This is a genomic window from Blautia sp. TF10-30 (assembly GCF_003481245.1).
Taxonomy (GTDB): Bacteria; Bacillota; Clostridia; order Lachnospirales; family Lachnospiraceae; genus Fusicatenibacter; species Fusicatenibacter saccharivorans.
In genome coordinates this window covers 45,983-58,295 of the sequence record NZ_QUKM01000016.1, presented here as the reverse complement: position 1 = coordinate 58,295, position 12,313 = coordinate 45,983, and the positions used below count along the sequence as shown (strand labels likewise).

Here is a 12,313-nt window from a genome sequence, read left to right as displayed (position 1 = left end):
GGTACAGGAAAGCCTGTACCCCACTACTTTAAAAAAATGACATCAAAGGAGGAGCTTGCCGTGAAGAAGAAAAAAGGCCATCTCGGGCTGTCAAATTCCTTTCACTATACGTTAATGGTTCTGCCGGGTTATATCTGGCTGTTTATGTTTTCTATCGTTCCGATGGTTGGTATTGTAATGGCATTCCAGGATTACAATCCGAGCAAAGGATGGTTCGGCTCTCCGTGGGTAGGTTTGAAATGGTTTAAATACCTGACCGTTATCCCGGATGCAAAACGGGCACTTGTCAATACTCTGATTATTGCAATCGCAAAGGTTATCCTGAATATCATCATTCCGCTGGTGTTCGCACTGCTGCTGAATGAGGTAAAGAATATGAAGTTCAAAAAGACGGTTCAGACAATCGTATATCTGCCGCACTTCGTATCCTGGGTTATCCTTGCAAACATCATCACCAATATCCTTGGCGCAAACGGAATTTTCAACACGGTCCGCAGCGCAATGGGTGCAACGGATACCGTTCTTCCGATGACCATGCCTAGCATCTTCCGTCAGTTACTGATCGGAACCGATGTATGGAAAGAGTTCGGTTACAACGCAGTTATTTATCTTGCAGCGCTGACCGGCATCAGCCCGAGCCTTTACGAGGCAGCCGCAATCGACGGCGCAAGCCGCTGGAAACGTGTATGGCACATCACCATCCCGGGACTGGTTCCAACCATCGTTCTTCTGACCACACTGGCAATGGGCAACGTTCTGAATGCAGGTTTCGACCAGGTATTCAACATGTACAACCAGCTGGTTATTGAAACTGGTGATATCATCGATACATACGTATACCGTATTGGTATTACAAACATGCAGTTCTCGCTGGCTACTGCAGCAGGTCTCTTTAAATCTGTTGTCAGCTTCGTGCTGGTTGTTACTTCTTATGTTTGTGCTTACAAGTTTGCTGATTACAAGATTTTCTAAGGAGGGCAGAAATTATGATAGAAAGCAAGAGTTTTGGCAGCAAAGCGTTTAAAGTCATAAATGCTATCATCCTGATTCTCCTGGCATTCAGCTGTTTTTATCCGTTATGGTATACGTTCTGCGTATCTATTTCTTCAAAAGCAGCTGCTGAGGGTGGTCTTGTAACGATTTACCCGATCGGATCAAACGTAAAATCCTACAGCCTGATTATGGGTGATTCCGCATTCTGGAATTCCTTCTGGATTTCCATCAAGCGAGTTGTGATTGGAACCATATGGACCATGGTTGTCCTGATTATGATGTCCTATCCGCTGGCAAAGAGCAAAACAGAGTACAAACCGAGAAACGTCCTGATGTGGATCCTGGTATTCTGTATGTTGTTCAATGGTGGTACCATTCCGTGGTTCATCACCGTTAAAAATTATGGTATGATCGATACGATGGCAGCACTGGTTCTGGCTGGTTCTGTTCCGGTATTCAACGTACTCCTGATGATGAATTTCTTCCGCGGCATCCCGGGAGACCTCGAGGAGGCAGCCCGTGTAGACGGCGCCGGCCCGTGGCGTATCCTGTGGCAGATTGTAGTTCCGTGTTCCAAACCGGTTATCGCAACCATCGTCCTGTTTACATCCGTTGGTTACTGGAACGAGTATTTCCAGGGCCTGGTATTAATGAACAAAGAGACGAACTATCCGTTACAGACCTACATCCGTCAGATCTCCGTTCAGATCCCGGTAGGCGTAACCCTGACTGCAGAGCAGTATCAGCAGTTAGCACAGAACTCCAACAAATCACTGGAGGCAGCAAAGGTATTTATCGCCCTTGTTCCTATGCTGATTGTATATCCGTTCCTGCAGAAATACTTCGTAACCGGTATTACACTGGGAGCAGTAAAAGAATAAGAGAAAACGCAGAAAAAGCGGCTTCTGAATCGAAACAGGAAGCCGCTTTTTTGCGCTTTTTTTCTTGCGTCCGGGGAGAAAACAGCGTAAGATAAAAAGGTATTGAGGTGAAAAACAAAATGTTTCTGGAGGGGATTTTATCATGAAAATACTTACATTCGGAGAACTGATGCTGCGTTTAAAAACACCGGAGCATCTGAAAATACTGCAGGCAGATACCTTTGAAGCCAGTTACGGCGGCGCGGAGGCGAACGTCGCAGTTTCTCTGGCAACACTCGGGAACGATGTTTCCTACGTGACAAAAGTGCCGGAGCACCAGGTCGGACAGGCGGCCATCAATGAAATCCGCCGGTTCGGTGTGGATACGACCCGTGTTCTGCGGGGCGGCGGCCGCGTCGGTATTTACTATTTTGAAAAGGGAACCAACATCCGACCGACGAGCGTGGTTTATGACCGCGCCTACAGCGCGATCGCGATGGCAGAAGCGGAGGAGTTTGACTGGGAAAAACTGCTCGAGGGCGTGGATCTCTTTTATTTCTCCGGTATCACGCCGGCCATCAGCTGCGAGATCGAAAAGACGCTGGAGAGCGCTCTTATGCTCTGCAAAGAGAAAAAAATTCAGGTGGTATGTGATCTCAACTACCGCGGAAAAATGTGGTCAGCAAAGGACGCACAGCGCGTCATGCGCCGTCTGATGTCTTACGTGGATGTCTGCATTGCAAATGATGAGGACTTTGAATCATCGCTTGGCATTCCGGCGTATGATGGAGATATGTCGCGCGGCATTGAACAGATCGAGTCTTACAAAGAGGGCATGCTGGAAATTCAGAAACAGTTCCCGAACTGTAAAGCAGTTGCGAGCGTGCTGCGCAATCTCTACACCGTGGAGGACGGCGACTGGATGGGAATTTACCTGAAAGACGGAAAATTCTATGAGAGCCCGGTTCACAAAGTACACAGCTTTGAGGCAGTCGGAGCCGGTGATGCGTTTGGTGCAGGACTGATTCACGCGATGGCGCATGATTTTGCGCCGCAGAGAACCATCGATTTTGCGATTTCCGCAAGCGTCTTAAAGCTGATGATTCAGCACGATGCCAACGTGGTCAGCGAAAAAGAGATTGAGCAGATCATGAAGCAGGGCGGAACAAATCTGCAGAGATAGAGGAAACAAAAAGATTCCGAGAGTACATACAGGACAGCAGGAGGAATAAAACTTGAAGAAACGGAATATTATATTAATAGGAATGCCGGGAGCCGGCAAAAGCAGCGTTGGCGTTATCCTTGCAAAGGCTTTGGGGTATGAGTTTATTGATACGGATCTTGTGATTCAGCATCGGGAGAAACGTCTTCTGCGCGAGATTATTGCAGATGAGGGAAATGAAGGCTTTCTTGCGATTGAGAATGAGGTCAATGCGACTCTGGAAGCCGATGAAAGCGTCATTGCACCGGGCGGCAGTGCCATTTACGGAAAAGAGGCGATGGAGCATTTTAAAGAAATTGGAATAATCGTTTACCTGAAGCTGTCGTATGAGGATCTGGCAAAGCGTCTTGGAAACCTGAAGGGACGCGGCGTTGTGCTGAAAGAGGGTCAGACGCTCAAAGATCTTTACGATGAGAGAAGTAAACTGTATGAACAGTATGCCGAGATTACGGTCGATGAGAGCGGAAAGGATATCCAGGGCACGATTCTGGCACTTCGCGAGCAGATTGGCATGTAAGAAGGAACGGTGGAATATTCGGAGAATTTTCAAAAACATAATATTACGTAATAATAAGGAAAATGTTCTGAAAGTTAGAAATTACATATAACGTTTCTCTGAATATTCCTGACCGGAAACGGTGGAAAAAAACGGAAATAGTACGGAATATATTAAAATTGATTTACAAAATATTAGATTTGAGTTAAGATAAGGGGAGACTGAAAAATCACTGCGGGGAGCAGTGCGTTTCAGTGAGTCCGGAGTGTGTAAAAAAAACAGCAGAACAGACTTTGAATCGTTATTTCGGATAAAACACACTCGTTAAGTTATGAGAAAGAAAATTTGAGGTGAATATATGGAACAGTATGTCATCAGAGGTGGAAATCCTCTTGTGGGCGAAGTGGAAATTGGGGGAGCAAAAAACGCGGCGCTTGCAATTCTTACGGCAGCAACGATGACCGATGAGACGGTTCTGATCGAAAACCTGCCGGATGTCAGTGATATTAATGTACTTCTGGAAGCAATCGCAGAGATCGGAGCCACCGTGGACCGCATCGACCGCCATACCGTGCGGATCAATGCAGCAACCATCGGAGATCTGAGCGTTGATTATGAATATATCAAAAAAATCCGTGCGTCTTATTATCTTTTAGGCGCGCTGCTTGGAAAATACAAAAGAGCGGAAGTTCCGCTTCCGGGCGGATGTAACATTGGAAGCCGTCCGATCGACCAGCATTTAAAGGGATTCCGCGCACTCGGTGCTGAGGTAAGCATCCGTCATGGCGCAATCGTGGCAAGTGCGGCAGATCTGCATGGAAGCCACATTTTCCTGGATATGGTTTCCGTTGGAGCCACCATCAACATCATGATGGCAGCTTCGATGGCAAGAGGAAATACAACGATTGAGAATGCAGCGAAAGAGCCGCACGTTGTCGATGTGGCGAACTTCCTGAACAGCATGGGAGCAAACATCAAAGGAGCAGGAACCGATGTGATCCGGATCAAGGGTGTCGATACCCTGCACGGAACCAGCTATGCGGTCGTACCGGATATGATCGAGGCAGGTACGTATATGTTTGCAGCAGCAGCTACAAAGGGCGATGTGCTGATTAAAAACGTGATTCCAAAGCATCTGGAAGCAACAACCGCAAAGCTCGAGGAGATTGGCTGCGACGTAGAAGAGTTTGACGATTCCATCCGTGTGAGCGCAAGCAAACGTCTGGGCAGAACACACGTAAAGACACAGCCGTATCCGGGTTACCCGACCGATATGCAGCCGCAGATTGCGGTTACACTGGCACTGGCAAACGGTACGAGTATTGTAACAGAGAGTATTTTTGAAAATCGTTTTAAATATGCGGATGAGCTGGCACGTATGGGCGCCTGTATTAAAGTAGAAGGCAACACGGCGATCATCGACGGCGTAGAGAAATTTACCGGAGCAGAGGTTTCCGCACCGGATCTTCGCGCCGGAGCAGCACTTGTTATTGCAGGTCTTGCAGCAGAGGGTGTTACCGTGGTGGATGATATTGTATACATTCTGCGCGGATACGAGGACTTCGACGGAAAGCTCCGTGGACTCGGCGCTGAAATTGAGCGTGTGAATAATGCAAAGGACATCCAGAAATTCCGGTTAAGAGCGTAAAAACAGTATAAAACAAATGTTGACAAAAAGGACGGTGCAATAAAAGGTACCGTTCTTTTATTTTACCTTATTGCGAAGAAATTGGCTTAAATTTTACTACTATTATTGTGAATTATTTTTTACCTTTCAAAGCTGAGGCGGTCAGTGTTGGTAAAAAAAGATATTTAAAAAGGTACAAATTTATGATATATTGAAATCATAAGAACTGACTTGACAAAAGAGATTTATCTGTGCTATATTCAACTACAGTTGTAGTGTGTAACTCGATTTTTGGAGGCATTAACTATACATAACAGGAATTGTTTATGTGGGTTAGTGTCTCTTTTTTGTACTCTGTTTTAGAAAAAGAGTACAGACCGGCTAAAAAGATGCAAAACCGCAGAAACTCTTCTTGTAAAAAGTATAAACTACACAAGGAGTAAAAAAATGAAGGACAAAATTTTTAGTGTTCTGCAGCGAGTGGGAAGAAGCTTTATGCTCCCGATCGCAATCCTTCCGGTAGCCGGACTTTTACTGGGAATCGGAAGCTCATTTACCAATGCAACCACGATTGAAACGTACGGTCTGACAAGCTTGCTCGGCAACGGCACAATTCTTCATGCGCTGTTGGTGATCATGAACAAAGTAGGAAGTGCGGTGTTTGATAACCTGCCTCTGATTTTTGCGGTAGGTGTTGCAATTGGTATGGCAAAGAAGGAAAAAGAGGTTTCTGCCCTGTCAGCCGTTATTGCATATTTCGTTATGAATACAGCGATTAACGCAATGCTGACTATTACGGGTCAGATTCTGGAAAACGGAGAAATTGCAGAATCCGTTCTGGAAGGAACCATCACTTCTGTCTGCGGTATTCAGTCACTGCAGATGGGTGTGTTTGGCGGTATTATTGTCGGTCTTGGAGTTGCTGCACTTCATAATCGTTTTTACCGGATCCAGCTTCCGAATGCACTTTCTTTCTTTGGAGGTACTCGTTTTGTACCAATTATTTCTACGATCGTCTATATGTTTGTGGGAATTTTAATGTATTTTGTATGGCCGGTTGTACAGAACGGTATTTATGCGCTGGGTGGCCTGGTAACCGGCTCCGGTTATGTCGGAACGCTGATTTTCGGTCTGATTAAACGGGCACTGATTCCATTTGGTCTGCATCACGTATTCTATATGCCTTTCTGGCAGACAGCAGTCGGAGGTACCATGGAAGTGGCAGGACAGATGGTGCAGGGCGGACAGAATATTTTCTTCGCACAGCTTGCGGATTCTGCGAATGTTGCACATTTCAGTGCAGACGCAACGAGATATTTCTCCGGAGAATTTATTTTTATGATTTTCGGACTTCCGGGAGCAGCACTTGCCATGTACCATTGTGCGAAACCGGAGAAGAAAAAAGCGGCAGGCGGTCTGCTTCTTTCCGCAGCACTTGCGTGTATGGCAACCGGTATCACAGAACCGCTGGAATTCTCGTTCCTGTTTGTTGCGCCGGCGTTGTTTGTCGTGCAGGTTATTCTTGCGGGAACAGCTTATATGATCGCACACATCCTGAATATCGCAGTGGGTCTTACCTTTTCCGGCGGACTTCTGGACTTCTTCCTGTTCGGTATTTTGCAGGGAAATGAAAAGACAAGCTGGATGAGGGTGATTCCGGTCGGCATTCTTTATTTCTTCCTGTATTATTTTATCTTCAAATTCATGATTAAAAAGTTTGATTTTAAGACACCGGGTCGTGAGGATGATGATGTGGAAACCAAGCTTTATACGAAAGCAGATGTAAAAGCAAGAAAAGAGGCGCAGAACGATGGGGTGGCATCGGAAGATGCCATGAGTGAAGCAATCACAAAAGGTCTTGGCGGAAAGAAAAATATTTCGGATGTGGACTGCTGTGCAACAAGACTGCGCTGTACTGTTCATGATGCAGCGAGAGTCAGCGATGGTATTTTAAAGGCGACAGGGGCATCTGGCGTTGTGCATAAAGGAAATGGTGTACAGGTTATTTACGGACCGAATGTAACTGTGATAAAATCAAATTTAGAGGATTATCTGGAAAAAGCTCCGAATACGTATGCGGAAGCAGAAAATGCACCAGCCCAAAAAGAGGCGGAGCCAGCGCAGGAAACAAAAGAACAGAAGGTTGTGGATACGATTACTGTCTGCAGCCCGATAAGCGGATTGGCAGCCGACCTTTCTACTGCGCCGGATGAAGCGTTTGCGGAAAAGATGATGGGAGACGGCGCTGTTGTGACACCGGAAGATCCTTATGTGCGTGCTCCGGAGGACGGAGAAGTCGCGTTTGTTTTTGACACAAAACATGCGATTGGATTTGTAACCGATTCCGGAGTCAGCCTTCTGATTCATGTCGGAATTGATACAGTAAAACTGAACGGAGAGGGATTTGAGGCACTGGTAGAAAGCGGTCAGACCGTGAAAAAAGGTGATCCGATGCTGAAGCTGGATCTGGAATATCTGAAAACACATGCGCCGTCGGTTACGTCACCGGTTCTTTGCACAGAGCTGGAGGAGAACCAGAGAATCCGTCTTTTGGCAGACGGACCGGTAAAAGCAGGAGATCCTTTATTTGCGATTGAGATTTTCGCGTAAGCTGTGCCTTAAAAACGGGTGAGAAGAATGTACAGGATAGCAAAAACACTGAACCACAATTCATTTATTGGTGTGGAAGAAGAAAATAACCGGGAATATCTGGTCATGGGGAAAGGAATTGCATTTGGGAAAAAAACGGGACAGCGTGTACAGCCGGGAGACGATGCCCGTATTTATTCCCTGACAGAGATGACGGAGCGAGGAAATGCCAGAACCATTGTACAGGGCGTTTCTCCGCTCAGCCTGGAGCTGGCGAGTGCCGTGCTTGACGAGGCAGAAAAGGAATTTGGAAAAATTGACCGTTCCATCGTCTTTCCAATGGCAGATCATCTGGATTTTGCTGTCCGGCGGATTCAGAACGGTGAGCAGATCAGCAATCCGCTCACCGACGATATCCGTGTGATGTTTTACAAAGAGTATAAAGTTGCTTCCTGTATCAGGGAGCTTTTAAAAGAACGGCTTCAGATCGAAATTGATGAACATGAAATCGGCTATCTTGCACTTCATGTTCATTCGGCAATTGTGGAGGAAAATGTTTCACAGGCCATGGAAGTAGCAAGAGCAGTCCGGGAGAGCATTTCTTTGGTGGAGCATATCACCGGGCATACCATCGATGTGATGTCGTTGTCGTATAACCGTATGATGAACCATATCCGCTATATGGTTGCAAGAGCGGTCAGTGGGGAAAAACTGAAAGTAAATATGAATGACTACATGTCCGTAAAGTTTCCGAAAGCCTTTCAGGCGGCGAAACGAATCTGTGAGGAGATGGAAAAGAGGCTGAAACTTCCGATGGAGGAGATCGAAATTGGATATCTCGCTATGCACATAGAACGGATTATGGACAGAGAAGAAGGAGAATAAAAGCATGAAAACATTTGAATATACCATTAAAGATGAACTGGGAATCCACGCAAGACCGGCAGGAATGCTGGTAAAGGAGGCAAAAAATTTTGCATCGGAATGCACCATCACAAAAGATGGAAAAACGAAAAAACTGACTCAGCTGATGATGCTGATGTCACTTGGTGTAAAGCAGGGAGATACCGTAACCGTTGCAGCAAACGGAGAGGACGAAGATGCAGCGATTGAGACGCTGAAAGCGTTTTTCGAAGCAAACCTGTAAAAAGTACGCTCGGAGGATAAAAAATGCAGTATTTTCAGGGGAAATCCGTATATAAAGGAATTGTTATGGGACCGGTTGCGGTTCTGAAGAAAAATGATTACCAGGTTAAAAGAGCCCGGATTGAAGATCCGGAAGCAGAAGTAAAACGTGTGAAAGAAGCCGTGGAGGTTTCGAAAAAACAGCTTGGCAGACTGTATGACAAGGCAGTCCGGGAAGTTGGAGAGGCAAGTGCGGCGATCTTTGAAGTCCATCAGATGATGCTGGAGGATGAGGACTATCTGGAATCAATGGAGAACATGATCCGGACAGAACTGGTAAATGCAGAATATGCAGCGGCAGCAACCGGCGATAATTTTGCAGAGATGTTTGCAGCTATGGATGATGAATATATGAAAGCTCGTTCCGCAGATGTAAAAGATATTTCCGAACGTCTGGTCCGCAATTTAAGCGGCGAGGGAGATAACGACCTGAGTTCTATGGAACCATCTGTTATAGTGGCAGACGATTTAAGTCCGAGTGAAACTGTACAGATGGACAAAGAAAAAATACTTGCGTTTGTGACTGTGCATGGATCTACCAATTCTCATACTGCGATTCTTGCGCGAATGATGAATATTCCGGCATTAATCGGCGTCCCGATGGATTTAAACGGTCTGAAAACAGGCATGACGGCCGTTGTAGACGGTTTTTCAGGTCAGGTTATCTTTGAGCCGGAGGAGGATGTGCGGAAGGAAACCGAAAAAAGAATGCAGGAAGAAGCAGAAAAACAGAAGCTTCTTGAGGAGTTAAAAGGAAAAGAAAATATTACGCCGGATGGCCGTAAGATCAACATCTATGCAAATATCGGCAGTGTTGGTGACCTTGGCTATGTGATGGAAAATGATGCCGGTGGAATTGGACTTTTCCGAAGCGAATTCCTCTATCTTGGAAGAAATGATTTCCCAACGGAGGAAGAACAGTTTCAGGCATATAAACAGGCCGTGCAGACCATGGCAGGCAAAAAAGTGATTATCCGTACGCTGGATATCGGGGCAGATAAGCAGGTAGAATACTTTAATCTTGGAAAAGAAGAAAATCCGGCGCTTGGGTACCGTGCAATCCGGATTTGTCTGAAACAGCCGGAAATTTTTAAAGCGCAGCTTCGCGCATTGTTCCGCGCAGCCGTTTACGGAAACCTTTCTGTCATGTATCCGATGATCACATCAACAGAAGAGGTAGAAAAAATCTACGCAATTGTTGCAGAGGTAGAGGAAGAGCTGAAAGCACAGGAAGTGCAGTATAAAATTCCGGAGCAGGGCATTATGATCGAGACACCGGCAGCCGTGATGATCAGCGACCGTCTGGCGGAAATGGTGGATTTCTTCAGCATCGGAACGAATGACCTGACGCAGTATACCCTGGCGATTGATCGTCAGAATGAACAGCTGGATGATTTCTACAATCCACACCATGAAGCCGTTCTTCGGATGATTCGCATGGTGGTGGAAAATGCACACAAATGCGGAAAATGGGCAGGAATCTGCGGGGAGCTCGGTGCAGATCTGACATTGACGGAGCAGTTTGTACGAATGGGAGTGGATGAGCTTTCTGTTGCTCCGTCCATGATTCTGAAGCTGCGGAAGGTTGTCCGCGAGATGAAAGCAGAAGAGTAGAAAAAACGATACAGCAGATAAGAAAACTCTCTGTTTTGGAGAGTTTTCTTATCTGTTCACAAATAACAGAAGATACAGCCGAAAAATCAGAAAAAAAGAAAGGATGTTTGGGACAACAGTAAGAAAATGTCTCAAATCCGTTTATTTCCTCTTGACGAATGGCGTATTTTGCGATAGTGTATCAGAGTAGCAAAAAAACAAAATCAAAAATTCAGTTGCTTTTCTCTTATTCAGAGTGGTGGAGATACATAGGATCTGTGAAACCACGGCAACCCCCAGACAGAATAGTCTGTACGGGAAGGTGCCAGCCTGAGCGAAATTTTCGAACAATAAGGGGATTTGAACATTACTATTCAGGTCCGCTAAAAATTGCGGATCTTTTTTTACGAAAAAATGTTCAGGGAAAGCCAAAGCCCACGAACGAAAAGCAAAAGAGAAGAGAAGAAAAAAAGGAGAAAAAGAATGGAAAAAAGACTGTTTACTTCTGAGTCTGTAACCGAAGGACATCCGGACAAAATCTGTGATGCCATTTCTGACGCGATTCTGGATGCGCTGCTTGAGCAGGATCCGATGAGCCGTGTAGCTTGCGAAACCTGTACTACAACAGGATACGTTATGGTAATGGGTGAGATTACATCCAACGCACACATTGATTTCCAGCAGGTTGTACGTGATACCGTTCGCGAAATCGGCTACGACCGTGCAAAATACGGATTTGACGCAGATACCTGCGCTGTTGTAACTGCAATTGACAAACAGTCCACCGATATCGCTATGGGTGTAGACAAAGCGCTCGAAGCAAAAGAGAACAATATGAGCGATGAGGAGATCGATGCCATTGGAGCAGGAGATCAGGGAATGATGTTCGGATTCGCAACCAACGAGACCGAAGAGTACATGCCATACCCGATCTACATGGCACACAAACTGGCTCGCCAGCTGACCAAAGTCCGCAAAGACGGTACTTTAACATACCTGCGTCCGGACGGAAAAACACAGGTAACCGTAGAGTACGATGAGAACGGCAAACCGTTCCGTCTTGATGCGGTTGTTCTTTCCACTCAGCATGATCCGGAAGTATCCCAGGAGCAGATTCATGAGGATATCAAAAAATACGTATTCGACGAAATCATTCCGGCAGACATGGTAGATGAGCACACCAAGTTCTTCATCAACCCGACCGGCCGTTTTGTAATCGGCGGACCTCATGGAGATTCCGGCCTCACCGGACGTAAGATCATCGTAGACACCTACGGCGGATACGCTCGTCACGGCGGCGGAGCTTTCTCCGGAAAAGACTGTACAAAGGTAGACCGTTCTGCAGCTTATGCAGCACGTTACGTAGCAAAGAATATCGTAGCAGCAGGTCTTGCCGACAAATGCGAGGTCCAGCTTTCCTATGCAATCGGTGTCGCTCATCCGACTTCCATCATGATCGACAGCTACGGCACAGGAAAACTCTCCGACAACAAACTGACCGACATCGTTCGTGAGAACTTCGACCTTCGTCCGGCTGGAATCATCAAAATGCTGGATCTGCGCCGCCCGATCTACAAACAGACTTCCGCTTACGGCCACTTCGGAAGAAACGATCTGGATCTGCCGTGGGAGAAACTGGATAAAGTAGAAGACCTGAAGAAATACCTCTAATTTCAGGTTTTTCTGTTTATAGAAAGTTTAGAAAGATTCATCTAAGTTAATGAAAAATCCTCAGGCGTTGTGCTATA

The 12,313-nt window shown here is 46.1% G+C and carries 10 protein-coding genes and 1 riboswitch; all 10 genes read left to right on the top strand.

Annotated features, from left to right (window positions below):
• Positions 1 to 60: 60 nt before the first annotated feature.
• Positions 61 to 972 (top strand): ABC transporter permease, encoded by a 912-nt coding sequence (locus DXD02_RS13050; RefSeq protein ID WP_243038266.1) that lies wholly within the window; start codon positions 61 to 63, stop codon positions 970 to 972.
• A gap of 14 nt (positions 973 to 986) precedes the next feature.
• The gene (locus tag DXD02_RS13045) at positions 987 to 1,874 is read left to right on the top strand and encodes a carbohydrate ABC transporter permease (RefSeq protein WP_117510684.1); all 888 of its coding nucleotides are present in this window, start codon (positions 987 to 989) and stop codon (positions 1,872 to 1,874) included.
• A gap of 142 nt (positions 1,875 to 2,016) precedes the next feature.
• Positions 2,017 to 3,036 carry a sugar kinase gene (locus DXD02_RS13040; RefSeq protein WP_117510686.1) on the top strand — a complete coding sequence of 340 codons (1,020 nt, stop codon included), beginning with the start codon at positions 2,017 to 2,019 and terminating at the stop codon, positions 3,034 to 3,036.
• A gap of 52 nt (positions 3,037 to 3,088) precedes the next feature.
• A complete protein-coding gene (locus DXD02_RS13035; RefSeq protein WP_117801787.1) occupies positions 3,089 to 3,592 on the top strand; it encodes a shikimate kinase in 504 nt (167 codons plus the stop codon).
• Between the two features lie 337 nt (positions 3,593 to 3,929).
• On the top strand, positions 3,930 to 5,219 hold the full coding sequence (locus DXD02_RS13030) for a UDP-N-acetylglucosamine 1-carboxyvinyltransferase (RefSeq protein WP_117510690.1): 1,290 nt from the start codon (positions 3,930 to 3,932) through the stop codon (positions 5,217 to 5,219).
• 426 nt (positions 5,220 to 5,645) lie between these two features.
• Positions 5,646 to 7,808: a PTS transporter subunit IIABC gene (locus DXD02_RS13025; RefSeq protein ID WP_118666955.1), complete on the top strand. Its 2,163-nt coding sequence runs from the start codon at positions 5,646 to 5,648 to the stop codon at positions 7,806 to 7,808.
• Between the two features lie 27 nt (positions 7,809 to 7,835).
• A complete protein-coding gene (locus DXD02_RS13020; protein ID WP_022461277.1) occupies positions 7,836 to 8,672 on the top strand; it encodes a PRD domain-containing protein in 837 nt (278 codons plus the stop codon).
• 4 nt (positions 8,673 to 8,676) lie between these two features.
• Complete coding sequence (locus DXD02_RS13015; protein ID WP_055267256.1) at positions 8,677 to 8,934, top strand: HPr family phosphocarrier protein; 258 nt, start codon at positions 8,677 to 8,679, stop codon at positions 8,932 to 8,934.
• A gap of 23 nt (positions 8,935 to 8,957) precedes the next feature.
• Positions 8,958 to 10,586: a phosphoenolpyruvate--protein phosphotransferase gene (gene ptsP, locus DXD02_RS13010; protein ID WP_118666954.1), complete on the top strand. Its 1,629-nt coding sequence runs from the start codon at positions 8,958 to 8,960 to the stop codon at positions 10,584 to 10,586.
• Positions 10,587 to 10,809: 223 nt separating this feature from the next.
• A riboswitch (SAM riboswitch) is annotated at positions 10,810 to 10,922 on the top strand.
• 126 nt (positions 10,923 to 11,048) lie between these two features.
• Positions 11,049 to 12,236: a methionine adenosyltransferase gene (metK, locus tag DXD02_RS13005; protein ID WP_055267252.1), complete on the top strand. Its 1,188-nt coding sequence runs from the start codon at positions 11,049 to 11,051 to the stop codon at positions 12,234 to 12,236.
• Positions 12,237 to 12,313 lie beyond the last annotated feature (77 nt).

Coding starts and splice junctions, on each gene's coding strand:
- DXD02_RS13045 (WP_117510684.1), top strand. CDS start 987: ATGATAGAAAGCAAGAGTTTTGGCAGCAAAGCGTTTAAAGTCATAAAT.
- DXD02_RS13040 (WP_117510686.1), top strand. CDS start 2,017: ATGAAAATACTTACATTCGGAGAACTGATGCTGCGTTTAAAAACACCG.
- DXD02_RS13030 (WP_117510690.1), top strand. CDS start 3,930: ATGGAACAGTATGTCATCAGAGGTGGAAATCCTCTTGTGGGCGAAGTG.
- DXD02_RS13025 (WP_118666955.1), top strand. CDS start 5,646: ATGAAGGACAAAATTTTTAGTGTTCTGCAGCGAGTGGGAAGAAGCTTT.
- DXD02_RS13020 (WP_022461277.1), top strand. CDS start 7,836: ATGTACAGGATAGCAAAAACACTGAACCACAATTCATTTATTGGTGTG.
- DXD02_RS13015 (WP_055267256.1), top strand. CDS start 8,677: ATGAAAACATTTGAATATACCATTAAAGATGAACTGGGAATCCACGCA.
- ptsP (WP_118666954.1), top strand. CDS start 8,958: ATGCAGTATTTTCAGGGGAAATCCGTATATAAAGGAATTGTTATGGGA.
- metK (WP_055267252.1), top strand. CDS start 11,049: ATGGAAAAAAGACTGTTTACTTCTGAGTCTGTAACCGAAGGACATCCG.